Origin of the sequence: Mesorhizobium cantuariense (assembly GCF_042647205.1) — a bacterium.
In the GTDB taxonomy this organism is placed as follows: domain Bacteria; phylum Pseudomonadota; class Alphaproteobacteria; order Rhizobiales; family Rhizobiaceae; genus Mesorhizobium; species Mesorhizobium cantuariense.
The window spans coordinates 3662650-3688555 of record NZ_JBHRVD010000001.1 but is presented as its reverse complement, the minus strand read 5'-3'; the positions used below and the strand labels follow the sequence as shown (position 1 = coordinate 3688555).

Annotated in this window: 26 protein-coding genes and 1 pseudogene; 16 read left to right on the top strand and 11 right to left on the bottom strand. The window is 60.8% G+C overall.

What is annotated here, in order from left to right; all coding sequences use genetic code 11:
* The first annotated feature begins 11 nt into the window (after positions 1 to 11).
* The 8 genes and pseudogenes from tnpA to ACFOJ9_RS17765 all read left to right on the top strand — a co-directional run bounded on the left by tnpA (position 12) and on the right by ACFOJ9_RS17765 (position 6048).
* Entirely contained in the window at positions 12 to 356 is a 345-nt protein-coding gene (gene tnpA, locus ACFOJ9_RS17800) for an IS66-like element accessory protein TnpA (RefSeq protein WP_095205366.1), read from the top strand.
* Positions 357 to 385: 29 nt separating this feature from the next.
* Complete coding sequence (gene tnpB / locus ACFOJ9_RS17795; protein WP_378980231.1) at positions 386 to 529, top strand: IS66 family insertion sequence element accessory protein TnpB; 144 nt, start codon at positions 386 to 388, stop codon at positions 527 to 529.
* Positions 530 to 604: 75 nt separating this feature from the next.
* Positions 605 to 1843 (top strand): site-specific integrase, encoded by a 1239-nt coding sequence (locus ACFOJ9_RS17790; protein ID WP_378980230.1) that lies wholly within the window; start codon positions 605 to 607, stop codon positions 1841 to 1843.
* Complete coding sequence (locus ACFOJ9_RS17785) at positions 1840 to 2772, top strand: tyrosine-type recombinase/integrase (RefSeq protein ID WP_378980229.1); 933 nt, start codon at positions 1840 to 1842, stop codon at positions 2770 to 2772. The genes ACFOJ9_RS17790 and ACFOJ9_RS17785 overlap by 4 nt, the downstream gene beginning before the upstream one ends.
* Positions 2769 to 3776 carry a tyrosine-type recombinase/integrase gene (locus ACFOJ9_RS17780; protein WP_378980228.1) on the top strand — a complete coding sequence of 336 codons (1008 nt, stop codon included), beginning with the start codon at positions 2769 to 2771 and terminating at the stop codon, positions 3774 to 3776. The genes ACFOJ9_RS17785 and ACFOJ9_RS17780 overlap by 4 nt, the downstream gene beginning before the upstream one ends.
* 123 nt (positions 3777 to 3899) lie before the next feature.
* Positions 3900 to 4124, top strand: a pseudogene (tnpB, locus tag ACFOJ9_RS17775) (IS66 family insertion sequence element accessory protein TnpB); the annotation flags it as partial.
* A 71-nt stretch (positions 4125 to 4195) separates the two neighbouring features.
* Entirely contained in the window at positions 4196 to 5821 is a 1626-nt protein-coding gene (gene tnpC / locus ACFOJ9_RS17770; protein WP_378980227.1) for an IS66 family transposase, read from the top strand.
* A gap of 2 nt (positions 5822 to 5823) precedes the next feature.
* The gene (locus ACFOJ9_RS17765; protein ID WP_095204419.1) at positions 5824 to 6048 is read left to right on the top strand and encodes a hypothetical protein; all 225 of its coding nucleotides are present in this window, start codon (positions 5824 to 5826) and stop codon (positions 6046 to 6048) included.
* Between the two features lie 430 nt (positions 6049 to 6478).
* Here the strand turns inward: ACFOJ9_RS17765 and ACFOJ9_RS17760 are convergent, their stop codons facing one another.
* Positions 6479 to 7288, bottom strand: coding sequence for a GGDEF domain-containing protein (locus ACFOJ9_RS17760; protein WP_378980226.1), 810 nt, complete (start codon positions 7286 to 7288; stop codon positions 6479 to 6481).
* A 296-nt stretch (positions 7289 to 7584) separates the two neighbouring features.
* Positions 7585 to 8076: a glycogen debranching N-terminal domain-containing protein gene (locus ACFOJ9_RS17755; protein ID WP_378980225.1), complete on the bottom strand. Its 492-nt coding sequence runs from the start codon at positions 8074 to 8076 to the stop codon at positions 7585 to 7587.
* 143 nt (positions 8077 to 8219) lie between these two features.
* Between ACFOJ9_RS17755 and ACFOJ9_RS17750 the strand changes: the two genes are divergently transcribed.
* A complete protein-coding gene (locus ACFOJ9_RS17750; protein WP_378980224.1) occupies positions 8220 to 8744 on the top strand; it encodes a hypothetical protein in 525 nt (174 codons plus the stop codon).
* 207 nt (positions 8745 to 8951) lie between these two features.
* Here ACFOJ9_RS17750 and ACFOJ9_RS17745 read toward each other — a convergent pair whose 3' ends face one another.
* The 3 genes from ACFOJ9_RS17745 to ACFOJ9_RS17735 form a co-directional block, all read right to left on the bottom strand.
* Positions 8952 to 9266: a hypothetical protein gene (locus ACFOJ9_RS17745; protein WP_378987847.1), complete on the bottom strand. Its 315-nt coding sequence runs from the start codon at positions 9264 to 9266 to the stop codon at positions 8952 to 8954.
* Positions 9227 to 9658, bottom strand: a complete 432-nt coding sequence (locus ACFOJ9_RS17740; protein WP_378987844.1) for a DUF3179 domain-containing (seleno)protein — start codon at positions 9656 to 9658, stop codon at positions 9227 to 9229. The genes ACFOJ9_RS17745 and ACFOJ9_RS17740 overlap by 40 nt, the downstream gene beginning before the upstream one ends.
* Before the next feature lie 824 nt (positions 9659 to 10482).
* Positions 10483 to 13140 carry an AMP-binding protein gene (locus ACFOJ9_RS17735; protein WP_378980223.1) on the bottom strand — a complete coding sequence of 886 codons (2658 nt, stop codon included), beginning with the start codon at positions 13138 to 13140 and terminating at the stop codon, positions 10483 to 10485.
* Positions 13141 to 13322: 182 nt separating this feature from the next.
* Here ACFOJ9_RS17735 and ACFOJ9_RS17730 point away from each other — a divergent pair, with 182 nt between their 5' ends.
* From ACFOJ9_RS17730 to ACFOJ9_RS38845, 4 genes are all read left to right on the top strand, one after another.
* Complete coding sequence (locus ACFOJ9_RS17730; RefSeq protein ID WP_378980222.1) at positions 13323 to 13637, top strand: hypothetical protein; 315 nt, start codon at positions 13323 to 13325, stop codon at positions 13635 to 13637.
* 24 nt (positions 13638 to 13661) lie between these two features.
* The gene (locus ACFOJ9_RS17725; protein ID WP_378987842.1) at positions 13662 to 13997 is read left to right on the top strand and encodes a hypothetical protein; all 336 of its coding nucleotides are present in this window, start codon (positions 13662 to 13664) and stop codon (positions 13995 to 13997) included.
* Between the two features lie 165 nt (positions 13998 to 14162).
* On the top strand, positions 14163 to 15044 hold the full coding sequence (locus ACFOJ9_RS17720; protein ID WP_449288647.1) for an IS701 family transposase: 882 nt from the start codon (positions 14163 to 14165) through the stop codon (positions 15042 to 15044).
* A complete protein-coding gene (locus tag ACFOJ9_RS38845; protein ID WP_449288646.1) occupies positions 15041 to 15421 on the top strand; it encodes a transposase in 381 nt (126 codons plus the stop codon). Before ACFOJ9_RS17720 ends, ACFOJ9_RS38845 begins: the two co-directional genes overlap by 4 nt.
* 270 nt (positions 15422 to 15691) lie before the next feature.
* Here ACFOJ9_RS38845 and ACFOJ9_RS17715 read toward each other — a convergent pair whose 3' ends face one another.
* Entirely contained in the window at positions 15692 to 17575 is a 1884-nt protein-coding gene (locus tag ACFOJ9_RS17715; protein ID WP_378980221.1) for a putative bifunctional diguanylate cyclase/phosphodiesterase, read from the bottom strand.
* 238 nt (positions 17576 to 17813) lie between these two features.
* On the opposite strand from ACFOJ9_RS17715, the gene ACFOJ9_RS17710 reads away from it, so the two are divergent.
* Positions 17814 to 18635: an IS5 family transposase gene (locus tag ACFOJ9_RS17710; RefSeq protein WP_378976343.1), complete on the top strand. Its 822-nt coding sequence runs from the start codon at positions 17814 to 17816 to the stop codon at positions 18633 to 18635.
* Positions 18636 to 18812: 177 nt separating this feature from the next.
* On the opposite strand, the gene ACFOJ9_RS17705 is transcribed toward ACFOJ9_RS17710, so the two are convergent.
* From ACFOJ9_RS17705 to ACFOJ9_RS17690, 4 genes are all read right to left on the bottom strand, one after another.
* Complete coding sequence (locus ACFOJ9_RS17705; RefSeq protein WP_378980220.1) at positions 18813 to 19352, bottom strand: MucR family transcriptional regulator; 540 nt, start codon at positions 19350 to 19352, stop codon at positions 18813 to 18815.
* Positions 19353 to 19715: 363 nt separating this feature from the next.
* Complete coding sequence (locus ACFOJ9_RS17700; protein ID WP_378987839.1) at positions 19716 to 21359, bottom strand: putative bifunctional diguanylate cyclase/phosphodiesterase; 1644 nt, start codon at positions 21357 to 21359, stop codon at positions 19716 to 19718.
* Positions 21263 to 21955 (bottom strand): PAS domain-containing protein, encoded by a 693-nt coding sequence (locus ACFOJ9_RS17695; RefSeq protein ID WP_378980219.1) that lies wholly within the window; start codon positions 21953 to 21955, stop codon positions 21263 to 21265. Before ACFOJ9_RS17695 ends, ACFOJ9_RS17700 begins: the two co-directional genes overlap by 97 nt.
* Complete coding sequence (locus tag ACFOJ9_RS17690; protein WP_378980218.1) at positions 21942 to 22751, bottom strand: transposase; 810 nt, start codon at positions 22749 to 22751, stop codon at positions 21942 to 21944. The genes ACFOJ9_RS17695 and ACFOJ9_RS17690 overlap by 14 nt, the downstream gene beginning before the upstream one ends.
* 615 nt (positions 22752 to 23366) lie before the next feature.
* Here ACFOJ9_RS17690 and ACFOJ9_RS17685 point away from each other — a divergent pair.
* Positions 23367 to 23945, top strand: coding sequence for a hypothetical protein (locus ACFOJ9_RS17685; RefSeq protein ID WP_378980217.1), 579 nt, complete (start codon positions 23367 to 23369; stop codon positions 23943 to 23945).
* Between the two features lie 276 nt (positions 23946 to 24221).
* Complete coding sequence (locus ACFOJ9_RS17680; RefSeq protein WP_378980216.1) at positions 24222 to 25019, top strand: S8 family serine peptidase; 798 nt, start codon at positions 24222 to 24224, stop codon at positions 25017 to 25019.
* Between the two features lie 483 nt (positions 25020 to 25502).
* Here ACFOJ9_RS17680 and ACFOJ9_RS17675 read toward each other — a convergent pair whose 3' ends face one another.
* On the bottom strand, positions 25503 to 25775 hold the full coding sequence (locus tag ACFOJ9_RS17675) for a hypothetical protein (protein ID WP_378980215.1): 273 nt from the start codon (positions 25773 to 25775) through the stop codon (positions 25503 to 25505).
* Positions 25776 to 25906: the final 131 nt, after the last annotated feature.

Here is a 25906-nt window from a genome sequence, read left to right as displayed (position 1 = left end):
AGGAGCAGTTGATGGGTCAGATCACGTTGCTCACAGGCCCCGAACGTCGGCGGCGGTGGAACGAGGAGGAACGGCGCCAGATTTTGGAGGAGGCGTTTTCGCCCGGAGCCTGTGTGACGCAGGTGGCGCAGCGGCATGACGTTTCGACGGCGCTGATCTACACATGGCGTCGCAAGCTCTGCGAACACGTCCCGGACCCGTGCCTTACAGAGGCGGTGGTTGTGGATGAAGACGTCGGCCATCCACTGGAGCACCGGCCGGCTATTGTCGTGGAGCTGGTAAAGGGCGGCCGGGTGAGCATCTTCGCGGGAGCGACGCCCACGCTGGTTACGGCAGTGGTAAAGGCACTGCGGTGATCCCGTCGGGCGCGCGGGTGTGGCTGTCAATGGGCCACACCGATATGAGGAAGGGCATGCAGGGCCTGGCTTTGCTGGTGCAGCAGCACCTGAAGCGCGATCCCCACCTATGTGTCGGGCGAGATTATGTGGCGGAGCCGCGCAGACGCCTGTCAGGGCCTGCCAAGTCTTGAGTCCTCCGCCACATAATATTTCATGCCTCTCTGACGGACGCGGGATTTCCCTGCGCCGCGATGCTGGAGGGCAGGATGCTCGAATTCTATTTTTCGTATCGTAGGGTGCTCAAGCGCCTGCGTGGCGGTGCACTCGGTGGCGAGATGGATCGCCTCGCGGAGCATTTTTTCACGCTTGGTTATAAGCGAGCGTCCGCCAAGATTTACCTGAGCCGGATTGCTCGTTTTAGCCAGTTTGCCGCGACGCGCTGTGGTCCGATGCCGATCCATCAAGGTGTCGTCGACAGCTATTTGCACACATTTACTACGGATACTCCGCGCATTGGAGCAGTGTCGGCTCTGGGACACGCACGGCGAGTGGCTCCGGACCGGTTCATAGTTTCCGTTCCAAGTGTAGAGGATGATCCGGTTGCTCCACTTCTGGCCTCCTTTTCGGACTATCTGCGCAGGGTGCGGGGCCTGGAGCCGAAGACCCGCGAAGGCGTTCTTCTGGGCGGCCGCCGCTTTCTGGATTGGTTCCGCCATCGCCATCCCGGCCAAGACCTCGAGACGTTGACGGCTGAGCTCGTCCTCGCTGCTGTCGAGCATCGGCTGTCGCTCTCGGCGACCACCGGCACCCGCACGGCAGCGATTTCTCACATTCGAACATTTCTTCGATTTTTGTATTGGGCTGGCTACCATGACCAGGATCTCGCCCGCGTCGTCCCAGGGACGCCCCATTGGCGTTTGGCGCATTTGCCGCCGCGCCTTGCATGGGAAGACGTTCGGCGCGCAATCGATGCGATCGGCGCAACTACGCCGGTCGACATCCGCGATCGAGCCGTCCTGTTGCTGCTCGCCACCACGGGTATTCGCAACGGCGAGCTACGCGCCATTCAGCTGCAGGATATCGACTGGCGAACCGGTGAGGTTTTTGTCCGGCGCACCAAGAGTAAGCGTGACCGGGCGGCACCGCTCCTCGAGGAGACCGGCGCCGCGCTCGCCGACTATATCCTGCGCGCTCGACCGAAAGTGGATAGTCCGTATCTGTTCCTGTCCTTCACGCCGCCCGTCGGACCCTTCAAGTGCGCGTCGCCTGTTTCGAGGATCGTACGGAAGCGGTTGCGGCATGGCGGCGTCGAAGTCGGGCGGGTCGCAGGTGCGCATCTCCTGCGCCACAGCCTTGCCACCCAGCTCGTCAGGCAGCGAACGCCGATCAACGAGGTCGCCGATCTTCTCGGGCACCGGAGCATCAACACAACAGCGCTGTACGTAAAGGTCGCGGCCTTGCAGCTCGCCGAGGTGGCACTCCCCTTTCCCGGAGGCGTCGTATGACCGCCTTTGCCCGATGCCTCGGCGAGAAGGCCGAGCGTTACATCGAATTGCGCCGCTCGCTTGGCTACGCCTTCAGCAAGCAAGCTGGCACGTTGCGGGCTTTCATCCACTACGTTGAGCGCGCTCAGCTCGATGGGCCCGCCACTCGAACGATGGCGCTGGATTTCGCCTTGTCGTTCAGCGGCGCCGCTAACAGCCGCGTCGCTCGCCACGGCGTGCTCCGGAGGTTTTACGAGTATCTCGCCATCTATGACGTCCGAACCGAGGCCTTGGAGCGCAGAGTTTTCCCCAGATCCAGAGCCATTCCGCCTCCGCGTATCCTCAGCGAGGCAGAGTTGGCGTCGCTCATCGACGCATGCGCCCGCATTTCGCAAGGCACCCCTCTCAGAGGGCGGACGATGGCGACGCTGATCGGATTGTTGGCGAGCTCGGGGCTGCGATCGGGCGAAGTGGTCAGGCTTGATCGTTCCGACGTCGATTTGGCCAACGGGGTTCTCCTCGTTCGGAAGACGAAGTTCCGCAAGGACCGTCTCGTTCCTGTTCACACGACGACCCAAACAGCCCTTCGTCAATATGTGCGTGAGCGCGATGCTGCTTTTCCCACGCCCAAGGATCAGGCCTTCTTCCTCAGCTCCCGAGGCAACCGCCTTTCGGCGACGGGTCTGCAAAACGCTTTTGCTGAGGTCCGCAAGCTCGCCCGTCTTGATGGCGGCAAGCCGTTAAGGCCGCACGATCTCAGGCATCGTTTCGCCGTGACCCGCCTCAGCCTCTGGCACCAACAGCGCGCAGACGTTCAGGCGCTGCTCCCGTTGCTCGCCACATATCTCGGTCACGCCAGCTACAGCGACACAGCCTACTACCTCACTGGCTCGGCGGAGCTCCTCGCCATTGCGGCTGAGCGCGCCTTCCTCGACGGAGGTGCAGCATGAGCGAACATTTGCTCCTGGCGCCGCTCCTGGAGTCCTACTTTCGCCGGCGCTTGACCAAGCAGCGCAACGCGACTCCCGCGACCGTGGCCAGCTATCGCGACGCCTTGCGCATCCTGATCCTCTTTGCCGCCGCCCGGTTGCGGAAGAGGCCGGCGGCGTTGACGCTCGAAGATCTCGACCGAGACCTCGTTCTCGCTTTTCTCGACGAGCTCGAGGAGAAGCGGAACAATTCCGTCGCCACGCGCAACGCCCGCTTGTCCGCGATCCGATCTTTCTTCCACCATGTCGCAGCCGCCGACCCGGCGTCCTTCGGTGTCGCCCAACGCGTGCTGACGATTCCCATTAAACGGGCGCACATTGGGGTGACGCACCATCTCACCAAGGCCGAAGTGGACACCCTCATCGCGGCGCCCGATCCAAAGACGCCCCGTGGTCGGCGCGACCGAGCCTTTCTGCTCTTCTTGGCGCGGACCGGCGCCCGGGTCTCCGAAGCCACCGGCATCAACGCAAACGACCTTCAGTTGGAGCGGTCGCACCCGCAAGTGCTCCTGCGCGGCAAAGGGCGCAGAGACCGCGTCGTCCCCATTCCTAAGGACCTGGTGCGAGCGCTGACGACCTTGTTGAGCGAGCGCGGGATCACCCATCACGAGCCGCGACCGATATTCGTCGGCGCCCGCAACGAGCGCCTGACTCGTTTCGGAGCGACTCATATCGTGCGGCGTGCGGCCGCCGAAGCCGTGGCCATCAGGCCGGCCTTGGCCGACAAGCCCATATCGCCGCACATCTTCCGTCACTCCCTGGCCATGCAGCTTCTCCGGTCCGGCGTGGACCTTTTGACGATCCAGGCTTGGCTCGGGCACGCACAGGTCGCCACGACACATCGCTATGCCGCCGCGGATGTCGAGATGATGCGCAAAGGACTCGAGAAGGCGGGCGTCTCCGGCGATTTCGGCGTGCGTTTCCGACCAAACGACGCCGTTCTGCAGCTGCTGAACTCCATCTAATTATTATGTGGCGGAGGACTCCAGACTTGGCAGGCCCTGACAGGCGTCTGCGCGGCTCCGCCACATAATCTCGCCCGACACATAGGAACGGTTATGTGGTGCGTCACATAACCGTTCGGTGGTGATCTCTACGTTTTCCGCGGACGCGCCGGATCGCTGGTAAAGATCATCTGGCATGACGGGATCGGCATGTCGCTTTATGCCAAGCGGCTCGAGAAGGGCCGCTTCATTTGGCCCCAGGCGAAGGACGGTGCAGTGTCGCTGACGAGCGCTCAGCTGGCGTGTTTGCTCGACGGGATTGACTGGCGCAACCCGCAATACAGCTGGCGTCCGGCGAGCGCGGGATAGGACGCGGATTTCCTCAGCCAAAGCGGCATTTTTCGGTTGCACCGAGAGACAGGTGCTGATTCATTTCGGCCATGGAAGCCGCCGTTTCGCCCCTGCCGGACGATGTCGAAGCGCTGAAGGCGCTGGTTGTTTCGATGGGCGCCGAACTTGCCGCCGCGAGGGCTAAGGCGTCGGCCACGGAAGCTCTGATCGGGCACCTCAAGCTGCAGATCGCCAAGCTCAGGCGCGAGCAGTATGGCCCCAGCGCCGAGCGCAGCCGCCGGCTCCTGGACCAACTGGAGTTGCAACTCGAGGAACTCGAGGCCACAGCCAGCGAAGATGACCTTGCCGCCGAGGCGGCGGCGACCAGGACGACCAGTGTCACCGCCTTCGAGCGCAAACGGCCAGTGAAGAAGCCGTTTCCCGAGCATCTGCCGCGTGAGCGCATCGTCATCCCCGCGCCATGTTCGTGCCCGACTTGCGGCGGGACGCGGCTTTCGAAGCTCGGCGAGGACGTGACCGAGACGCTGGAGGTGATCCCGCGTCAGTGGAAGGTCATCCAGACGGTACGCGAGAAGTTCTCGTGCCGGAACTGTGAGACGATCACCCAGCCGCCGGCGCCGTTCCATGTCGTGCCGCGTGGCTGGGCAGGTCCTGGCTTGCTCGCCATGCTGCTGTTCGACAAGTACGGCCAGCATCAACCCTTGAACCGCCAGGCTGAACGTTTCGCTCGCGAGGGCGTGCCACTGAGCCTGTCGACGCTCGCCGACCAGGTTGGCGCGGCCACTTTCGCGCTCATGCCCCTCTATCGCCGGATCGAGGCTCATGTTCTCGCCGCCGACCGATTGCACGGCGACGACACAACGGTGCCGGTCCTCGCCAAGGGCAAGACCGATATCGGCAGGCTGTGGGTCTATGTCCGCGACGACCGGCCATTCGGCGGCGCCGATCCGCCCGCCGCGCTGTTCCACTATTCGCGCGACCGCCGTGGCGAACATCCGCGAGCGCATCTCGACAGCTGGTCCGGGATCCTGCAGGCAGACGCCTATGGCGGCTATGGCGAACTCTACGCAGCCGATCGTCGCCCAGGGCCTGTGCTCGAAGCGGGCTGCTTTGCCCATGCGCGCCGCAAGTTCTTCGAACTCGCCGACGTCGAGGGATCAGCGCGCAAGAAGAGCCGCGGCGAACGGACAGGGGCGGCGATCTACCCGATCGCACTGGAGGCGGTGCAGCGCCTGGATGCACTGTTCGATATCGAGCGCGAGATCAACGGATTGAGCGCTGAAGCGCGTGCTTGCGCCCGCCAGGAGCGCAGCGCTCCACTGATGGAGGACCTTCACGCCTGGCTGATCGCCCAGCTTGCCCAGCTCTCACGCAACCACGATCTCGCCAAAGCCATCAACTACATGCTGCGCCGATGGCCGGCGTTTACCCGCTTCCTCGACGATGGCAGGATCTGCATTACGAACAATGCGGCTGAACGGGCCTTGCGCTGCGTCCCGCTCGGTCGCAAGGCCTGGCTGTTCTGTGGCTCCGATCGTGGAGGCCAGCGCGCTGCAGTCATCTACGCCCTCATCGGCACCGCCAAGCTCAACAATGTCGATCCGCAAGCCTGGCTTACCGATGTGCTTCACCGCATTGCCGGGCACCCCGCCAATCGCCTCGACGAGTTGCTGCCGTGGAACTGGCGGTCCAAGCCCGCCGCAATCGCAGCCTGACAATGCACATCAACAAAATCCATTCCGTGCGAACCATCGCGCTCGTCGCCCGGGACCTCGGCGAAGATGAGGACTGGCTCGGCCAAATCGCTATCGAAATGGAACCCGAGGACGGTCTGATCTGGGTCTACGGGCCAGACCACGAAGACGGCGTCATGGCCTTCTCCGAATTCGGCATCGAAAGCCTTCAAAACCTCATCGCCATCCATCGCGACGGAAACAAATAGGTCCGTCCGCGTCCCTCACCGGAGGGATACGCCGATACGATCAATGCCGGGACAGCGCTACGACGTCGTCTGGAAGGCGAGGGAGCCCGGCAAGTATTCGCTTCGTTTGCGACGGGTCATCCCAATTCGAGCTAATTTGCCGTCGAGCCTGCTGCCGTAAGACCAAAGTTCGATGTACACTTAGGGAATGTCCAAGCGCTACGACATGCAACGATCACACAATGGTCTATGGTCGATCATTGACGTGTTCACCGGGCAGCCGGCTACTCTTGATGGCGCGTTAATGGTGGGCCTGAAGCTGATAGAGGTCGATGACATGCTCTATGTGCTCAATTGCCGAGATCTGAGCGATAGGAAGGCGAGAGGAATCGCTTAAGTCCCCGGGGCGTATACCAGCCATACCAATTCGTATCGGCAAGGACGCGCCGGTTCATTCGAATCTGCGGCGCGTTTTTTGCTCTCCTACGTCGTGCAACGTGGCTACCTCATATTCGAACGAAACGCGATTGCGTCCACGTTGTTTCGCTTCAAAAATGCACCGTCCGGCAGTGCGGAGGACATTCTGAATATCTGCACCACGATGGATTTCTGCCCCGCCTATACTGACAGTTACCCTCACGCCGTCTTGTTGACCTTTCACCCAAGGAATCCCCTCGATATGACGGCGGATGTTCTCTGCAATCGAAATCGCCTGCGCTTTGCGCACACCTCGTAGCAAGACCCCAAACTCTTCCCCACCGAGGCGGCCAATCGAGTCCCCTGGGCGGGTCGTGTAGACGAGCGCCTTCGCGATCCGGACCAAAGCCTCGTCACCCTTGAAATGTCCGTGCCTGTCATTGATTGAGGAGAAGTGATCCGGATCGATCAGGAGGAGCGTGTCGCATTCTCCCTCATCGCGGTTTCTGTCCATCCTTGCGATGAATTCACCGCGGCTAAGGAGTCCAGTCATCGGATCGTGGCTGGTTACGAAGTTGAGCCTGTCGTGCGCCTCTTCCAAGGCCGTATGCGACTTCTCCAACTTATCACAAGTCTCCCGGATCGTTTCCGATTGGGCGAAGATGTAGGCGCTGACTGGCAGCCCGATCAGAATGGGAATGAAGATACATTCCACCCAACTCAGCCAGTCGATCGGCATCTGTAACGCAAGTCTGGCCGTAAACGACAGACCGAAAGTCGCGACGATTGCAATTATCGTCACGACTATTGATTTACCCAGGATACGCTTGGCGCGCGGCGTCATAGAGTTCCTGTAGACATCGGAGCTGAACACGACGTTACCAAGTCGGCTAAGATTATTCGGACTCCAAAAACGATGGTGCAAGAGCACCCTTCGACCGAAAAATGGACATCTTTCCCGTACCACCCCCGCTGGATCTGCGCCAGGTCCTCTGCCTGTGCGGTCGCCGGCGATGCGATGACCAACTCGCTCGAAGCGCCGAGCTTTTTGATGTCGAGGTGCATCAGTTCGGCACGCTCGTAGCGGCATACCTGCGGCGGTGGATCCAAGAGCTTCTTCGTCTTCAACCCAGGTGCAGGTTAGCTGTCCGTCCTGCCTGCGGTTGGCGCGGGTTTCGTCCGATCGGCGAAATCGGCGTCCAGGTCGAGCTCGAGTGTGAAGCCGACGTTTTCTTGCGTGAAGTTCGCCAGATCGACGTCCTCGTGCAGGCCCTCGCCGACATAGCGCGACAGCCGCAGTTCGATCGTTTGCTGGGCTATATCCGAAATGGCTAGGTGGCGACTGAACGCCTTCGGGACCGGAGCGATGTAATAGCCAAGCCAAGAGTGCTGCGCCACATTGGGAATAGAAACCGCCTGTGGCGGATGCCCGTCAATCAGATAGCGGTGGCGGGATAAAAGCCGCGTCCGATGAACGAACAGGCCCTGGTCAGGCCCTTGGTCGAGAAAGCCGTCCCGGCGGCCGGTCGCGAGGACAGTCCGGCCTTTGCTGACATAGATTGTTTCCGGACGTGCCCGCAGGCGAACGAGGCTGTGGTCGGGTAGTTCAGGGGGCATATCCGTCGGCTCCACACATGCAGGATATTACGCCGGCTAGTCAGAGAGAAATTTCGACCGTTCAATTCCCCGTGTATCCAGCCAATGGCCGGGAACAGCCGAACGCTCTGCCCGTTTACGTCTGAATAGAAAGTTGCACCCAAAAAGGGGTAACAGCCATGGCCTATCGGGAATATATTCACACGCCAGTGACACCGCGCGACATGCGGTGGGGTCTTCGGCAGGGCGCCATCGCAGGCATAGTCGCAGGTATCGTGTTCGCTGCCTTCGAAATGATCGTCAGCGCGGTAATGATGGGCGCGGAAGCATTTTTTATGCCGCTGCGCATGATCGGTGCCATCGCGCTTGGATCGGAGGTACTCGATCCCAGCTATTCGCTCGTGACGGCGGGCGTCAGCGGCGTCGTCGTACATATGGTACTCGCGATCATCTACGGAATAATCTTCGGTGAAATCGCAGCAATGTTGCGCGGGCCGGTTGCCTTTATCGGCGCAGGCAGCATCTTCGGCCTCGTCCTCTGGTTGATCAATTTCTATCTAATCGCACCGGCCTTCTTCCCCTGGTTCTTGGAATCCAGTCCGCTGGTGCAGTTCATCGCGCACACCTTCTTCTTCGGTTCAGTGCTCGGCTACTACCTGAGGAAGTCGCACCAGAGAAGCGGGCTGGAGGAGCCGTTGGTTTAGTCGTGCCGCTGGCAATTGCTAACGAGGTCGGACGCGCAACCGGCATTGAAGCTGACCCAGCGGGGGCGGCGAAAGTTCTTCTTGTCGGGCGCGTCACGAGATCTGCAGGCGGTAATTGAGCGCGACGGCGGCCAGGCCCTCGACCGACGTCTCAATCCAAATGCAATTTGCAGCCCCGCTGACATCAGACAGGACTCGGTGCGAGTTTCATCTCTGCGTGACCGGACCCTTTTCAGTGTGCAATGTTCCGTGGGGCTCAAAAGCAAAAAAGGCGAATGCGAACGTTACGGTGTGGGGCACGTCTTTCCCATGGCGCTGCACCACCACATTGCCGACATCGGCACCGCGGGTGATGTCCGCAGCATCAACCGCCGACACCTGTCCTGGCCGCCAGCTGATGCGCAAGTCGCCGGCGTTGATGGCGCCTTTCTCGCGCACCAGCGGCAAAGTCCATGCCTCGCTGCCCACGGCCACGACCCTCATCATCGCCGGTACGTTCTCCGGCAAATCTCCCGTGAACAGGAACGGTCGTAGCGCCTGGTCATAACCGACATTGGGATTGGTCCCGTAAGCGCGAAACGGGGATCGTTGGGCACCAGCACGCGTCCCTCTGGCGCGCGCTCACGAAAACTCTTCAGTGATTCCAGGCGCGAGGAGAGAATCTTGAGCGACCGGCCCGCCAAATCGCCGACGATGGCTTCCCCGCCATACTGTTGCCACCAGCTTTCGGTCTGGCGATCGTACATCACGAGATCGGAATTGCGCAGCTTGCCGGTCGTGCCAAAGTCGAGAGTCCTACCGTCAAGGCGCCGATCGACGATGATGCCGGTGTTGCACAAGGGGCAGTAAGTCACTGTCACCGGTATGCCCCCCACGACGTCGTTGACGATCTCGTGCCAGATCATCACGCGCAGCGGGTAGGCGCGTGCATCCTCGCCGAGGATCAGTGAACCGACCGGCTCGTCGGGGCGCCAGGCCTCTCACCTTGCCGACGGGCGTGAACTGCGGGTCGTCGATTGACGGGATGCTGTCCTTCGCCGGTCCGCCGGAGATGATTTCGGTAAGATCGATCGTGGCACGGGAGAAATCGGTACGTGGCCATTCGCGCATCCATTGCCGCGAAATGTCGGCCATCGCTAGCGAAGTTGACGCCACAAAAACAAGCACCGCCGCTAAGGGCGCAATGAGGTTTCGCAAGGCGGTCATAGCCTGTCCGTTCAGACGCCTGCAAGCAGTGCCTGTCTCCCGCTTGGTGCGTCGTCTCGTTCAAGAATAAATTCGCCCGAGCGTCACAGATGGTTACTCAGTAATGCCTCAAAGCGGAAATCTGCCGAGCGTCTTCCCGCCGGACAATGAGCGTCGCTGCAATCTGACCTGGTGATTGATCGCGTCCATTCGACGCCTTTGCCGATCTCCCCCACAAGCGGGGAGATCGGCAGCTTCGCCATCCGGCGCTACACGTCGCCGAGGCAGGGCTCAGGCAATATCGCCGCCGCTTCTTCTCGCCGCTGCCCACGCCGAGGCCGGCATGAGGATCGCTGTACCTTGGCGCACCCTAAAATCGCCGAGCCGACCTCAGCAGCCGTCATCCAACCTCTTCAACGTATCTTCCCGTTGAGCGCAATCGGCGCTGATGGCCCAAAATACGAGCTTCCAAAGCCGGAAGCGACCCTTGAAAGCTGGCCATTGTTGAAACCTGCACTTGTCGCTAATAGCCCTCGATCGGCCTTCGCCAGTCCTAAACTACGTTCGGAGGGCCGCCGTGCTTTTCCGGACTTCCGCCGGCAGAACCGATTGCTGTTCTCGGGTGGGCACTCAGGGACGCGAGTTGCCGGCCCCCGTGAAGCATCCGACTGTTCCAGTCGGCGGAGGCAACCGACCTTGCGAAGGCCACCCCCTTGCTCTGAGCCGAATGGACGATAAGGCCGAGCGCTAGGCCCCCCAAAATCGCGGCGGACGTAAACAGCCATCCCGGCACCGATGCTTCGATTGGAGCGATAAGAAGCTCCGGCACCAAGCGGTGGAGGAGATAAATGTGATAGCTCGCGGCGGCGATCGCCACAACGACGGCGGAGGCCCAGGAAGGCAGCAAGAATCGGGGAACATACAGAAGCGTTGCCAGTACACCGATCTGGAGCCCGTATTTGATCCAGGAACCGATCCAGTTGCCGCTTGCATAGGCAACGAGCGGCATGACGATCAAGGCTAGGAAGAGGACCATGAGGCGTCGCTGCCGGGTGTCCGCCGAGGCCGCGCACCAGCCGAAGGCGCAGAGATAGAAAACCCAGGGAAGCGTGAATATCTGCCGCTCGCCAATCGGCCAGATAACCGGGCCGACGAAGCGAAGCGCAACGGCGCTCAAGAGCAGCAGAAGACCAAGGAGGAACGGATCCTGGCGCGCTGTCGCGCGCACGGCCGGGATGAGGAACAGGGCAGCCAGCACAACCAGCATCTGGACATAGACTTCTACGAACCAGTAGAGGAATGGAAGCATCGTGTGGCGCACGGGATCAGCAAATCCGAAATTGCCGACGAGGAACACCGACGTCCAAGGAACTGTGCCCCATGCCAGGGCATATCCCGCCAGAATCGCATAGTAGGGAAACAGGATCAGGGCGAGCGGCCGGAAATAGCGCGCAAAGTCACCCTCAAGCAGCGATTCCTTCTGGAAACGAGCAATCGCGTAGCCGATCAGCACCGTCATTGCGGCGGCGCCGCCAGGCACCGGCCACAGGGTCGCATGCTGGGTGACGACCAACAGGATGGCCAGCGCCCGCACGACGAGGTCCGATCCGACAGCGCGCTTCGGGTGCCGCTCAGGACGCAGGCGTGCAAGTTCCGCGAGTGACATCCTCTCCCATCGGTTCGGGATGTATCCGAGCCGGCGGTCCAGCACCATCGAGATTTCGACGTACCGCAGGGAATCGCCGCCGAGCGAGGTAAAGCTGTCCTCCTCCCCAACCGGATGAGGAAAGAACGCTTGGCGGAATGCCTCGGCTACGCCCTGGCGATCGGCGTGCTCTTCCTCCAGCCGCGCTTTCAGGGCCAGGTAGTCGATCTTTCCGGAGGCAAGCCGCGGCAGTGCCATCAGGCGGACGGCCTTCACATGGCGAAGGGTCAGCCCGGTCGCGCGTGCAAGGTAGGCGCAGACCTCACCGGACGATCGGGCCGCCGTGTAAGCCGCGAGTATGGTCTCATCATTTCCGACGACCGCCGCAGGGATGCCTTCGGCCGCAAGCGCCGTCTCCAGAGCGTCGTGGCCGATCCGGATGCCGGCAATCTTGGACATGCGCCGCTGGCGGCCCACGATGCGATAAAGGCCGCCGGCATCACTACAGGCGATGTCGCCGGTGTGAAGCGCGTCCACTTCGGGGCCGCGGGCGAGGTCGGCACGGTCCTGGGCATAGCCCATCATCACGTTGGGGCCGCGATAGACGATCTCACCCGGCACCCCAGGCTCCGAGATCGGGCGTCCTTTGTCGTCTTGCAGAGACAGTTCACCGCCTGGGATGGCAATTCCAATCCGATCCGGCGCTGTTCCGGCCAATTCCGGCGGCAGGTAGGCGATCCGGGCCGTTGCTTCCGTCTGACCATACATGACGAAAAACTTCCGGCCGGCTGCGGCGAGGCGCGCATGATAGGCGCGCACGAGTCCGGGCTCCAGCCGGCCGCCGGCGACGGTCATGAAGCGGAGCCGCGAGGGAAGCCTTTCGCGAAAACCGATCCGTTCCAGCAGTTCGTAGGTAAACGGAACCCCCGACAGATTGGTGCAACCGGTCTTCTCCAGCGCTTCGAGAAAGTTATCGTCGAGCACGGAACGGTTCGTGAGATAGATACTGCCACCGACTGCCAGGTGCGAATTAAGAACGGAAAGGCCATAAGAATAGTGGAGTGGCAGCACGAGGGCAGTGCGGTCGCTGGTGCGGAGATCGAGATATTCGGCGATCGCGCGCGCATTGGCCTCCACCGCCGTGGAGGAGAGCCGGACACCCTTGCCGTGTCCGGTGCTTCCAGAGGTTGTCAAAAGAAGGGCGAGATCGGGATGAAGCGCTCCTTGCGCGTCAGCTGGGATCTTCTCCAGCCTCCAGCGGCGATCCACCCGCCGATACACCACATCGGGCGCGAATTTCTCCCGAAATGCGTCGATTGCTTGCGGTTCGTCGGGAGGAAGCAGGGCGACAGAATGGCCTCCGGCGAGCGCCCCAAGGTATGCTGTGACAGCGTGCTCGGAAGAGGCAGCCTCGAGGGCGATCAGGCATTTCTGCGCGCCGAGCTGCTCCCCAAAGGCGGTTACGCGCCGGGCAAGCTCCGCGTAGGAGATCGGCGGGCGCCTGTCTATCAAGAGCGCGGGCGAGTCACCATAGCGTGCGAGATCGGTCGCAAATACCGGCACCATATCGCCCCCCTTTTGACGGCGGAAAGACTGCGGATTGGGACCATGCCGCTACATAACTGGAGGCTAAAGGTCAAGAATTAGTTCGCCGATGCCAGCTTTGTACGGCGGCGGTCGCTTTGCTCTGCCGGAGGCGAGGGAACCGCCATGACGCGCGTCGTCGTCAGAGCCGAGGGCCCATCATCGTGAGCCTGGAAAAGGTGCGGTTGCCGAAACGCTGGGGAGCCTCGCGCCGGGTGATCTCGGCAGGTGCTGTTCCCCACAGGGCGCTGCCGGAGCGCTTCGGCAAATGGAACAGCGTCTGGAAGCGGTTCGACCGGCTGAGCAAGGCCGGTGTCTTCGAGCTCTTCTTCGATCATCTGGCCGGGCTGTCGTCGTCAGCGCATCTGGTGCAGATGTTCGATTCGACCGTAGTGCGCGCCCATGTCTCGGCCGCCGGCGCAAAAGGGGGCAGGACGGACAGGCGCTACAGAGGTGGGTTCTCGACGAAAATCCATTGAAAACAGACTTCGACGGGCCTTCCCATCGCCTTTGACCTTACCGGCGGCGAGAAGGGCGATGCGCCGCACTTCCCAATCCCGCTCGGCCTCGGTCCCGCCATCGACCCGCGTGCAGCCCTCGGCGACAAGGAATATTCCAGCAAGGCCAACCGCAAAGCAGCGCGCCACAGAGGCATCGTCCCAGTCATCCCGCACAAGACCAACGAAAGGGACAAGCCGGCCTTCTTCGCCAAGACCTCTATAAAGGCCGAGCCCGCATCGAGATCGCGGTCGGCAAGATCAAGCGCTTCGCATTACGCCGCGAGAAGACAAAGCGAAACTTCGCAGCCTTCGTCGCACTCGCAGCCGCTTTCATCTTGATCAAATCCGTCCACAACGCCTAGCACTAAAACGGCGCTTACCGGGACGACCAAAACTCTAAAAACTAGCACTACTTTGGCAGTTTTTGGTTCTGGGAGCATTTTGAGGATTCCCAAGAGCGGTTTTGCGTGATTCATGAGAGGTCGGCTGTTGGAGGGGCCGGCCATGAACAGGGATTGGCAAGTCGATCTGGAGCAGTGGCTTGAGCCGTTCGTCTCGGCGCTGAGGCACAAGACGCGTGCGCGGATGTGTCCGGCCTATATTGCTGGGCTGATTGGCCTTGGGGATCGCAAGAGCATCCAACCGATGGCGGCGCGCGACGCAGGTGTCAACTATGACCAACTGCACCACTTCATCGCGAGCGGCGTGTGGGATGCTGCGCCGCTGGAGAAGGTGCTACTTGCGGAGGCCGACAGACAAGTTGGCGGGAACGATGCGTGGCTGATCGTGGACGACACCGCGCTCCCCAAGAAGGGGCGCCACTCGGTCGGCGTCGCGCCGCAATATGCCTCGGCGCTTGGCAAGAACGCCAACTGCCAGACGCTGGTGTCGCTGACGCTGGCCTCTGGCGAAATGCCGGTCATGGTGGGACTGCGGCTATTTCTGCCCGAGAGCTGGACTTCCGATCCCGCCCGGCTCGACCGTGCCGGCGTGCCCGAGGACCATCGTGCCTACAGGACCAAGCCCGAAATCGCGCTGGCCGAGATCGACCGGGCTCGCGCAGCCGGCCTACGTTTTGGCTGCGTGCTCGCCGATGCCGGATATGGCTTGAGCGCCCCCTTCCGGCAGGCGCTCACCGAGCGCGGCCTTACCTGGGCCGTCGGTATCCCGTTCAAGCAGAAGGTCTATCCGGCCGACGTGGCGATGATCTTCCCCGTTGCCGGACGCGGCCGCCCGCGCCATGGCGGACGGTCAGTTGGCGGCGTGGCACGAAAGGCCGCCTCTCGGCGCGCTTCGCCGCTGTCCGTGCCCGGGTTGCAGATGGCCCACCCCAGCGCATCCGCGACATGGGCGCTCAGCATCTGCCCGGCGAGGAGGTCTGGGTGATCGGCGAGCACCGCTCAACCGGCGAGCGCAAATACTACCTCTCCAACTTGCCCGCCGACACCCCGCTCAAGCAGATCGCAGGCGCCATCAAGGCGCGCTGGGTCTGCGAACAGGCGCATCAGCAGCTCAAGGAGGAACTTGGCCTCGACCACTTCGAGGGGCGCTCATGGACGGGCCTGCACCGGCACGCGCTGATGACGATGATCGCCTACGCCTTCCTGCAATCTCGCCGCCTCAAACAAGCGGGAGGGGGAAAAAAGAATCCTCGGCCCACCGCCCCAGCCGAGCCTACCCGCCGTCAGGCAAGCCATCCTCACCGCGCTCGCGCAGCCGCCCCCAATCCGTTGTCCCCACTGCCGCAGAACCCTCTTCGCTAAAAATATGCCAAAGTAGTGCTAGCAAGGATTGACGTTATATCTACTTGACCATATCTGACGCACTCAGAATTGCATCTTGTCGGTGTCGATCTCAATGCAAGTAGTTTAACACGCGAAAGGGCGTCTTCCGCGGCCCACACCGGGCCATACCGGATGGTTACCCTACTGCCCGTGGCTCACACATGCACTCCCGCTCCACAGGCGGCTGGACAGATAGGCCCTTGCCTCCGGCGTTGGCGCCGATCGCCGATGGCCGGGTGCGGCCATTGCTTAAGCGGCGCTGCCGGTTTGGGATTTGCGTAGCAAGCCCGCCGCGGGATCAAACAAGGCTTTGGCGGCGGCAGAGTTGTCGAAACGGCCTGCATCGAAGGCCAGCGCATCACGCATGGGAAGCGCGGCCGAGAAGAGAAATCCCTGCGCGATCATGCAATCAAGCGACCGGAGAATCAGGCGATCCGCGTCCGTTTCGACCCCCTCGGCGACCACCTCTATTCCCAGCGTTCGCCCGAGATCGATGACTGCTTTGACCAGGGCCTGATCTTCCACGGACTTGGCTAGATCGCGAACGAAGTCCTTGTCGATCTTGATTTTGCGGATTCGGCGGTCTTTCAGAGAAACCAGCGTCGAAAAACCGGTGCCGAAATCATCCAGCACAATTGATATGCCCGCGTCCGCCAGGCGTTCCAACTTTTCGTCAATTCTGTCGCGATCCACGGGCGCTTCTTCCGTGATCTCTATCTCGAGCATCGCCACAGGGATATTCTTCGTCTTGAGGCTGTCCAGTATCATTTCATCGACATTGCCTGCTTCGAGTTCGCGTGGCGAGAGATTCATCGCGACCCGAACATGCTGACGCCCATTTCTCAAAAGCTCTTCGATCATGGAGCAGCAGTTGAGAAATACCGTTTCCGTCAGCACGGAAAGCAGCCCGGTTTCACGCGCCGCAGTGACGATCTCAGGCGGGGAGATGGCCCCATGAATCGGGTGTTGCCACCGCAGGAGCGCTTCGAAGCCGACTATTGCATTCGTGTCCAGTCGCACCATGGGCTGGAACCATGAGCAAAGAGTGCCGGCTTCGATGGCTCCGCGCAGATCGCGCTCAATGCAGTGCTTGCGTTCAAGCCCGCGTTCGAGTTCGGCATCGAAGAGACAGTATTCATTCCTGCCACTGCGCTTGGCCGCATAAAGCGCGAAGTCCGCCCGCAGCAGCATCTCCGTCAATCGGGGTCTGTCCGATACATAGATGCCGATCGAAGCGCCGACGCGCACCGAGTTCAACGCCGGATCCGGATTTGCGATAGCGGCGATAATCGAGGATGCAAGTTCGTCAGTTGAATACACGGACCTGCTGGCGGGAAAGAGCAGCACGAACTCGTCTCCGCCGATGCGCGAAATGGTTGCCCCTGGTGGCGCATGGTTCTCTATTCTGCGCGCAACCCTGACCAGCAGGTCATCACCGATATTGTGACCATAGGTATCGTTAACGGATTTGAAACCGTCCAGGTCGACCAGCATGGCCACGAACGGACCGTCTGTAAGTCCGAGCTGGCGGACAGCCTGCTCGAGCCCGTACCTGTTGAGCAAATTCGTCAGCGGATCCCGTCTGGAGTTTCGTTCCATCTCGGTGGCGAACGCCTTCGCCTCGTATTTGAGGCGGCTCGCTTCTCGGAAGCGGGCTTGTCCGAGGAGCGCGCTTCTCATCATTCCACCGAGAAAAAGCAGGACTGAGAAAGCCAGAATATAATTTTCGATATCGCCTTTCGCCAAAAGGCATCCGGTGGTGACCACAAGCGGCAGCATCATGAAGTTGATCGAGGCTGGGGCGTATGATGTTCCGTAGGTGACCGAACCGGCCGACGCGCCCGCGAGAACGATCAAATAGATCGGCGCTTGGGGCGTGGTGTATCCATCGGTCAGCACCGCCAGGAAAGACCAGGCGATGCCCGACGCCAGAGCCAACATCCCATAGTGAGAAAGTCGCGCACCGACCGGCTTCAGCCTGCTGTCGGCTATGTCTGATTGGGCGAGGGCAAGTGCCATGCGTGCGCCATTTATTATGCTGACCGCCGCAAACCACAGCACCGCCGCAAGGCCGCCGCCCGAAAGCATCTGCACGGTCAGGATCAGGGCCGAGAGCACGGTGCCGATAGGCATCGAAATGAAGATTCCCGTCCTCAGATCAGCGAACTGATCTCGGAGAATTCCGGCGTCCACGGATTCACTTTGCCCTTGAGGGGCGGACCCTTGAACAGTCTGCTTGGAATGCCTCATAGTGGTAAGTAGCTAGGCCAGTGGAATGAAAATCGCGTTAAGTGTCTGACCCGAAAAGAAGTTGGGTGATATCAGCGGCTTGTGATTCAGTCGGTGTTGCGAAGCATCGACGGAGAATCCCATGTGGACCGATATCACCCGAGCCAAGCATGCCCGCAAAGGGCTGCGGTATTCAAGCGATTTGACGGATATGGAGTGGGCGGTTCTTGATCCGGTGATTCCGCCCCGGTCCCGACTTGGGCGCCCGCCGAAATGGTCGCGGCGCGAGATCATGAATGGACTGTTCTACGTGCTGCGCAGTGGCTTGCCATGGCGGATGCTGCCCAGGGACTTGCCGCCGGTGTCGACGCTGCAGCGCTACTTCTACGCTTGGCGCGACTGCGGCCTTTGGAGCACCATCAATCATCTGCTGCTGATGAGCGTGCGTCTGGCCACCGGTCGCCAAGCCTCACCCAGCGCCGGCGTGATCGACAGCCAAAGCGTGAAAACCACGGAGAGCGGCGGGCCTTGCGGTTACGATGCCGGCAAGAAGATCAAAGGCCGCAAGCGCCATATCCTCACCGACACCCTGGGTTTGCTCGTCGGCGCGGTCATCCATACCGCCGATATCCAGGACCGCGACGGCGCTCCCGACGTTCTGGCCTCCATTCGAGCCAGCTTTCCTTGGCTGCGCCACGTCTTCGCCGACGGCGCTTACGCCGGTGAGAAGCTTGAGACCGCCCTTCATGGGAAAGGCGACTGGACGCTCGAAATCATCAAACGATCCGACACCGCCAAGGGCTTCGAAGTGCTTCCACGTCGATGGGTCGTCGAGCGCACCTTTGCATGGTTCGGACGAAACCGACGCCTGGCCAAGGACTTCGAGGCCACGATCGAAAGTTCCACCGCATGGCTCTTGCTGGCCTCCGCTCAGCTCATGACGCGCAGGCTGGCAAACCATTGATCCGCTTCAAAAACATTATGAGTCAGACTCTAAGGATTTCAGCAGCTTACAGTGCAATCGCTCGATTGACGGCCTGTGACACCCCGTTCTTGAGGATCGCAGGGCGGCGACCGTGGCACTAGTGTTGGAGACCAAAGAAACGCGTCATCCACCCCAGTAAGCACTTTCATGAAAAGGCTAGATCTTGGCAGGAACTTTGCGCGTTTTCTTGACCAACGACTTTGCAGCTGCTGAATGTATCGCTGCTGCAGCGGCTCGAGCCGTCCGTTTCGGTTTCAGCGTCACAGCCGAACCAGCCACCGCTACCTTGCGTTTCTGCCCGAGGCCGGCTGCCTTTGCCAGTGCCGAGCGGGCGGCAGCGTAGTTCGGCGCCACCATCGGATAATCGGCAGGCAGGTTCCATTTCTGCCGGTATTCCTCAGGGGTCAATTTGTAGTGCGTGTTGAGGTGCCGCTTCAGCGATTTGAATTTCTTCCCGTCCTCCAGGCAGATGATGTAATCGGACGTCACCGATTTCCTGATCGATACGGCGGGCTCCAATTTCACCGCAGGTTCGGCCGCGGGTGTGCCAATTCCTCGCAAGGCGACATGGATGTCCCCGATCAGCTTTGGCAGCTCCGCGACCGGCACCGGGTTGTTCGACACATAGGCGGAGACGATATCGGCGGCGATCGACACGAGATCGGTATTGTCTTGCTGTTCGGCGGGCACCGTCATGGAATATTTCCCTCTCGTTCTCTCGGATATATAGAAGCGTATGGGTAAGCGTTTATTTCGCCAAACAAGAAAATAATTCGTTATCTTCCCAACAATTCTCATTCGTTGCGAATAACAAGCGGCAAGCTTCGCTTACTTCGTGGAGGTCGGATGCGGACGAGTCTTGCCGATCGTTTTCCGAGAAGCGAGAAGACTTTCCGCTCGCTTCCCTGCCATTGCCGCCTGTTGCAGAGCAGGGCCGCCGGCTCGCAAGGCGGCCGAACAACCGGCAACCCTCAAGATCAATTTCCATCCGCTGTGCTCGACCGCGCAGCTCGGCTCAGCGCCCGGCATTGGAAGGATCAACATCTCATCGGCTTTCCATCAAACGCCGTCAATGGCATTATTTTTGTTGAGCAACTGTACAATCTCCACGGCCAAGACCGGCATGCTGAAATGATAGCCCTGCATTTCGTCGCAGTTGTTCTTGCGCAGGAACGCTATCTGTTCGTCCGTCTCGACGCCCTCGGCAATGACCCTGAGATTGAGTTTCTGTCCGAGCGAGATCACGGCGCTGGCGACGGCCTGGTCGTTCTCGTCGGCGGCGAGGTCTTTGATGAAGGATTTGTCGATCTTCAACCGCGCCACGGGGAACGTCTTCAGCGCGCTGAGGCTCGAATAGCCGGTGCCGAAATCATCGATCGAAATCTGCACGCCAAGACCCTGCAACTCGTTCATGGTGGCGACCGCCGCCTCGATATTCTGCATGATCAGGCTCTCGGTCACCTCAAGCTCAAGATATTTCGCCTCCAGGCCGCTGTCCGTCAGCGCGTTGACGACGCGGCTGATCAAGTTGTTTTCCTTGAATTGCCTGGCCGACACGTTCACGCAGACAACCATCGGCGGCAGGCCGGCATCTTGCCAAGCCTTGTTTTGCCGGCAGGCTTCGTGCAGCACCCAGTCGCCGATCGGTACGATCAGCCCTGTCTCCTCGGCCATCGGGATGAACTTCATCGGCGAGATCAGGCCGAGGCTCGGATGGTTCCAGCGGATCAGCGCCTCGACCGTGAAGACATGGCCGGTACGAAGGTCAACCTGCGGCTGGTAGAGCAGGGTGAACTCGGCGCGCGCCAGCGCGTCTCGCAGTTCCTCCTGCAGAAGGAATTTTTCTTGGGTCTTGGAGTTGAACTCGGGCGCGTAAAACTGGAAATTGTCGCGGCCAAGCTCCTTGGCGTGGTACATCGCCGCATCGGCGTTTGCCAGCAGCGTCTCGGCGTCTGCCCCGTCCTTCGGGTAGTTAGCAACGCCCATGCTGGCCGTTGCTCTGATATTGTGCTCGCCCAGCCGAATGGGCTCCGCAATCGCCGCCCGGATCTTTCGCAAGATCGCGTCGGCAATGTCGGCGTCCGGTACCTGGTCGAAAAGCACGACGACGAATTCATCGCCACCCAGCCGCACCACCGTGTCGGTCGCCCTGACGCAACCGACCATTCGGCTGGCGACGGTCTTCAGCAGCACGTCTCCGGCATTGTGACCCAGCGTATCGTTGACGAGCTTGAAATTGTCGAGATCGATGAACACCACTGTAACCCACCGATCGTAACGCTGGGCATAGAGGATCGCCTGCGAAAGCCGGTCGCTGAGCAGGGCGCGATTGGGAAGCCCGGTCAGCGTGTCATGGTTGGCCATGAAATGGATGCGGTCTTCGGCCAGCTTGCGCTCGATCGCGATGCCAGCGATGCGGGTGGTGGAATCGATCAGCCTGGTCTCGTCCTCGACCGGTTCGCGCACCGTCTTCGAATATATCGCAAAGACGCCCAGCACCGCGCCGGTGTGCGACAGGATCGGCGTCGACCAGCACGAGCGGTAGCCAAAAGGGGCTGCCACCTCGCGATAATCCTCCCATAGCGGATCGTGCATGATGTCGGCGACTATGACGGGCTCGCGCCGGTAGGCGGCGGTGCCGCAGGAGCCAACCTTGGGGCCGATGCGGATGCCGTCGATGGCGTCGGTGTAATCCTTTGCCAGGCTAGGCGCCGCGCCATGCCGCAGATGGCTGCCATCCTTGTCGAGCAGCAGCACGGAGCCGGATATCCTGTCAACTGGGACTCGATGAGGCGCATGAGCCGCTCGAGCACGTCCTCGAGCGGGGCGCTTGTCGCAATCATCTCCAGGATCTGCGCCTGCCCATTTCGCAGGTCGTCCGCTTGCTTGCGCGCCGTGATGTTCCGGGCGATGCCGACCAGCCCGAAAATTTCGTTGCGGGCATTGCGCACCGGCACTTTCGTCGACGACAGCCACTTGCCGCTGCCCGACACGTCGACGATGAACTCTTCCCTATCGATCATCGGCTGACCACTGTGCAGCAGGTCCTGCTCGCTCGTGCGAAACTGCCGGGCGAGTTCGGGCGCGTGCAAGTCGAAGTCGCTGAGACCGACCATCTCGCTGGCCTCCTGCCGGCCATGATCAGCGGCAATGGCCCTGTTGGCGACGACGAAGCGGCTTTCCGTATCCTTGACCCACATATAGTCGGGAACCCAGTCGATCAGCGTTTGCAGCGAGATATGCTGGTTCATGAGCAGGCGGCTGGCGGTGAGCTCGCTGATGTCCTCATGCGTTGCCACCCATCCGCCGTCGGGCGGATTTTTCTCCGGCCTCGTTCTTCAGGAGGTTGTGGGCGGTGCAGATCATGGCCCACTCGGCACGTACTTTTTCGACGCCCCGCAACAGGAATCGGCGGAATCCGCGCGCCTGTTTGATCTGTCCGAACACCGGTTCCACCACTTGTTTTCTCAATCGGTAGGGCGTTTCGAAGCCGCCGTCGTCGATCTTCTTTCGCATCCATTGTGTCAGGGGCCCGCCGATTTTTCCGTTCGCGGCTGTTGCGTGCTTGGCGCGTCCGGGCGCGACATAGCCGTCGATACTGTGTGCTTCGAGCGCTGCGAGGTTGGCTTCGCTGCAGTAGCCGGAGTCCGCTAAGGCCAGCTGTGGTTTGCTGCCGAGATTGTTCTCGATGGCCTCGATCAGAGGCACCAACTGACCTTGATCGTTGCCGCACTGCGTCAGTTCGTGCGCGACAATGATCTGGGCGGCTGCGTCGACGGCGGCCTGTGCATTATAGGCCTGAACGAAGCCATCCTTCGACTTCATGATGCGGCTTTCCCGATCGGTGAAGTTGCGTTGCGACTTGGGATCAGGCTGGTCGGATGGCGGCGCCGCCGGTTTGCCCGGCTTCTTGCGGCCTTCGGCTTGGCGCTGCCATTCCTTCTCGGCCTCGATGCGACGCTCTTCCTCCGCCGGCAGCCTGGCGTCCGCCTCCAGCGCCGCCTTCGCATGCTGGATCTTCGCCAACCGTTTCTGCTTGTCGCCGACCCAATCCGGCATCTCGTCACCGCGCTTGGCGGGGTCTTTCAGTTTCAACTGAAAATACACTCCGATCTGTTCGGGGGCGTCGCCAGACACATGGGCAGCGCGCCTTCGACCGACATGGTCGCAGAGCGCGCATGGCGTGCTCTGGCATCAAGCAAACCGCGCGTAACGCGAGAAATGCGCGGGTGAAGCTCGTAGGCCCGTCGCCTTAACCTGATCTTCATTTCGGCAGACGATGCTCAGTTCAGCGGCAAGGTTACAGTACCGCATTGCAAAGCCCGTTGCCTCCCTCAAGGTGACGGGCTTTGTTGCTATCAACTGGCCGACGCGGAGGGGGCAGGGTTGGGGTGCCTTTGGCCCACGCCGGCCGGGGGCGAACTGAGGGCGGCCGCATCTACATTGGTCTCGGATCCATGTTTGGTGGTGTAGGTGCGCTCACTCGACAGTGACGTTTCTCAGTGTGATTTTTCATGGAATAGGTTGCCAGAAAATGCGGGGTCCCGATTCCGTGATCATTGCCAATCTGGCCGTTCTCAATCAAAAACTCATTCCCATTTCAGCCGAAAGATAAACCGTGCGGTAACGGAACCCATGGGACTATGAGGCCGCCCGGGTAGCCCGCCGCCGCCAGGCGCTGGTTCGGGATCCACGGGAGGTGTTTCGCGCATGTGCGAAAGGTCCGGCAATCGATGCAATTTCCTTTCGACGGCGCTCCTGCTGTCCGCGTCACTTGGGACGTTTCCGGCCATTGCGCAGGACATCACGACCTCGCTGGTCGCAATACATCAGAGCTCGGCGCTTAGCGACCTTGCGAGAAAACTCGGCAACGGCGGTTATGAACTGCAGGATGGAAGCTGGGTTTCGTTCTCCAAATGGTATCACACGAACTGGGTCGACTTGCATATAGACCTGCTCACCCAGATCACGGAAGATAACGGCATCCTGTGGGGATTTGGAACCGGAGAGCAAGGCGACAAGTATCGGATCGAGCCTAGCCTCAAGCTTGGCTTCCTCACTCAGATGCATCCGAATCCGAACAGCACTGTTTCGTTGTCGCTCACCACGACCATCGGCGGAAACCTGACCGAAAAGCCCTGCAAAGCGGATTATGGCGATTTGGGTACTTACAACGTCAATTGTCGGCTTGCGGCGAGCGAGACAGCACCCGAAGAAACATTGAAATATCTGGTTAACGTTAAACCGGAGAGCCTGCGTCTCTGGCTGAATTACCGTGTTACTTTCTGATCGTCAGGGGGCCACGCTTGAGATGTCACGTAGCCGCCCGAAGTTCGCGATCGTCCGTCCTAGTTATTGTTTGACAGGGGTAAGCACATGTCACGTTATCGTTGGAAGTTCGGTGTCGCCACAGCTCTCGCTCTCCTGCCGGCATCGATAGCGGCGGCGCAAGACGCTCTCGGTCCGGACGCGCTCGCCGCGGTTTGCCGCGCCAGTCAATCCGGTGCTTCCATATGCCTGAGTGCAACGCTCCCAACCTCGGCTTCGCTAGCAGTGCCAGGCTGGATGAGCCCGGATGTCGGCGCCGCATGGGCTGCGGGCTACAAGGGACGAGGCAGCACAATCACAATCGTCGACGACTTCTCCAGCGCGTCACGGTTTTATGGCAACCTTGGCATCGGGGTGCAATACCAGCGGCACGGTGAATGGACCCGCGAGGAAGCCAGTATGATTGCTCCTTTGGCGACCATCAGGGCCAAAGACTTCACGACGAGTTCGGCCGTCAGCCTGGCGCCAGGCCTGAATGTGCTCAATCTAAGCTATGGCATGTACGCTACAGCGGGCTACAACGTAAACCAGATCGGGTGGAGCGCGGAGGAAGCTTCGATCATCTACTATGCCACCAGAGGATCAGCCGTGGTCTCGAAGGCAGCGGGCAACGACTCGGTTGCGGTGGGCGGTGTCACGGGCGGTCAGCAGGACTATCTCGACCTCGCCCTGATTGGAAAAACGTCAGCTATCTTCGCCGGCGCGCTCGACGCGAACGGCACGCCGTCCCACCCCACCAAGCTGGCCTGGTACTCCAACAGCGCCGGCTCCAACCCGCTGGTGCAGAGCCATTTCCTCGTCGTTGGCGTCGCGGGAGATAAGACTGGCCTCTACGGCACCTCCTTCGCTGCGCCGGTCATTTCCGGTTATGCCGCGATCCTGGGCAGCAAGTTCACCAGAGCGTCGCCGACCCAGATCACCAACCAGCTGCTCAATACGGCTCGTACCGACACGCTTATCAACTATAGTGCCTCCGTCTATGGCAGAGGCGAGGCTAGCCTTTCACGCGCCCTGGCTCCGGTATCGATTAGGTGAGCGGCGCTGCGTGGGCCAGCCTCCAGAGCGATGAGATTTCCGTGAACTCGTCGCCTCTATTGCTCCATGTGGGCAGCATTTGATTGGGCTCTGTTGCCACAGATGATGCTGCGGAGCCCGGTAGCAGTCTGAATTACGATCATCGACATGAATGAAGCTCCCAAAAAAGTGCCGGCGGCTCATACACCCCGAGCATGAGAATATCATTCTATGCCGGAAAAACTTTGCAAACAGAGCCCAAGCCGAGCAAGGGCGATCCGCAGGTTTCCCGGTGTGCAAATTTTCCGCCTATAAAAACTGGTCGCGCCGGCTTAAGTGTCCAACGTTCGCAATAGAAGATTGCGCACGTTCGAGACTTGCCACCGGCCATTGCGCGCTGTTCGGACACCACGGTTGTTCAAGGCGATTGCCAAGCCACGGAGGCTGGTTATGCCGGCTCGCTGGATGGACTCGATGATCGGCAGAACAGTCTGCGCAAACAGGTCAGCTTCTCGCCGAGATTTGACGGCCCTTCGCAGCTGCCTCGGCGGTGTTGGTCGCATTGCCGAGTTTCATTCCGGTTGCCTTGCGTGAGGCGAGGGCGGCCTTGGTGCGTTCTGAGATCAGCCGCCGCTCTTTCTCGGCGAGATGCCGCGTGAATGGGTCAGCATCGGCGCCGTGTTCGGCCACGATAAACGGAACCCGCTGAACCATCAGCCCGGCGATGAAGGCGACGTCACGTGACAGTCGATCGAGCTGGCAACGATCACCGGGCATTTGGCCTGTCGGGCCAGGGCGAGGGCGGCTGCCAGTTGAGGCCGACGGTCCAGGGCATCCGAGCCCTTTCCGGTTTCGACCTCGGTGAACTCCTGGACGATCGAAATGCCCTCGGCTTCGGCGAAGCGGGC

What these genes read in the sequence shown, in the direction of transcription:
- tnpA (WP_095205366.1), top strand. Translation starts at nt 12, where the DNA reads ATGGGTCAGATCACGTTGCTCACAGGCCCCGAACGTCGGCGGCGGTGG.
- tnpB (WP_378980231.1), top strand. Translation starts at nt 386, where the DNA reads ATGGGCCACACCGATATGAGGAAGGGCATGCAGGGCCTGGCTTTGCTG.
- ACFOJ9_RS17790 (WP_378980230.1), top strand. Translation starts at nt 605, where the DNA reads ATGCTCGAATTCTATTTTTCGTATCGTAGGGTGCTCAAGCGCCTGCGT.
- ACFOJ9_RS17785 (WP_378980229.1), top strand. Translation starts at nt 1,840, where the DNA reads ATGACCGCCTTTGCCCGATGCCTCGGCGAGAAGGCCGAGCGTTACATC.
- ACFOJ9_RS17780 (WP_378980228.1), top strand. Translation starts at nt 2,769, where the DNA reads ATGAGCGAACATTTGCTCCTGGCGCCGCTCCTGGAGTCCTACTTTCGC.
- tnpC (WP_378980227.1), top strand. Translation starts at nt 4,196, where the DNA reads ATGGAAGCCGCCGTTTCGCCCCTGCCGGACGATGTCGAAGCGCTGAAG.
- ACFOJ9_RS17765 (WP_095204419.1), top strand. Translation starts at nt 5,824, where the DNA reads ATGCACATCAACAAAATCCATTCCGTGCGAACCATCGCGCTCGTCGCC.
- ACFOJ9_RS17760 (WP_378980226.1), bottom strand. Translation starts at nt 7,288, where the DNA reads ATGACGCCGCGCGCCAAGCGTATCCTGGGTAAATCAATAGTCGTGACG.
- ACFOJ9_RS17750 (WP_378980224.1), top strand. Translation starts at nt 8,220, where the DNA reads ATGGCCTATCGGGAATATATTCACACGCCAGTGACACCGCGCGACATG.
- ACFOJ9_RS17735 (WP_378980223.1), bottom strand. Translation starts at nt 13,140, where the DNA reads ATGGTGCCGGTATTTGCGACCGATCTCGCACGCTATGGTGACTCGCCC.
- ACFOJ9_RS17720 (WP_449288647.1), top strand. Translation starts at nt 14,163, where the DNA reads ATGAACAGGGATTGGCAAGTCGATCTGGAGCAGTGGCTTGAGCCGTTC.
- ACFOJ9_RS17715 (WP_378980221.1), bottom strand. Translation starts at nt 17,575, where the DNA reads ATGCCTATCGGCACCGTGCTCTCGGCCCTGATCCTGACCGTGCAGATG.
- ACFOJ9_RS17710 (WP_378976343.1), top strand. Translation starts at nt 17,814, where the DNA reads ATGTGGACCGATATCACCCGAGCCAAGCATGCCCGCAAAGGGCTGCGG.
- ACFOJ9_RS17705 (WP_378980220.1), bottom strand. Translation starts at nt 19,352, where the DNA reads ATGACGGTGCCCGCCGAACAGCAAGACAATACCGATCTCGTGTCGATC.
- ACFOJ9_RS17685 (WP_378980217.1), top strand. Translation starts at nt 23,367, where the DNA reads ATGTGCGAAAGGTCCGGCAATCGATGCAATTTCCTTTCGACGGCGCTC.
- ACFOJ9_RS17680 (WP_378980216.1), top strand. Translation starts at nt 24,222, where the DNA reads ATGAGCCCGGATGTCGGCGCCGCATGGGCTGCGGGCTACAAGGGACGA.
- ACFOJ9_RS17675 (WP_378980215.1), bottom strand. Translation starts at nt 25,775, where the DNA reads ATGCCCGGTGATCGTTGCCAGCTCGATCGACTGTCACGTGACGTCGCC.